The sequence below is a fragment of the Halomonas sp. ND22Bw genome (assembly GCF_003011945.1).
Classification (GTDB): Bacteria; Pseudomonadota; Gammaproteobacteria; order Pseudomonadales; family Halomonadaceae; genus Halomonas; species Halomonas halophila.
In genome coordinates, this window is record NZ_PXWD01000472.1 from 1 (window position 1) to 326 (window position 326).

Annotated in this window: 1 pseudogene; it reads left to right on the top strand. The window is 51.8% G+C overall.

Going from position 1 to position 326, the window contains the following annotated elements:
• Positions 1 to 326 (top strand): annotated as a pseudogene (locus tag CVH10_RS25890) (hypothetical protein); the annotation flags it as partial.

A 326-nucleotide genomic window follows, 5' to 3' on the forward strand; every position in this document is an offset into this window, starting at 1 on the left:
TAGAGCCTTTGGCCATAAGACCTGAAACGCGCAACGCGCTTTTCTCAAACCTTATTGTATTCTATACAGGTATAACGCGCAGCGCTTCCGATATTCTGGCCCGGCAATCCGAGCAAGTCGAGGTTAATGTCAACGCACGTGCGCGATTGGCTCGAATGGTCGAGTTGACCTATGTTTTGCGTGACGAACTCTGCGCTGGAAGATTGGAGAATTTTGGCGAAATTCTTCGCGAAAACTGGCGGCTAAAGAAAAAACTGATTAGCGGGATCAGCGACAGCAGTATCGACGAATGGCACGACGCCGCCATCGCTGCCGGCGCACAAGGC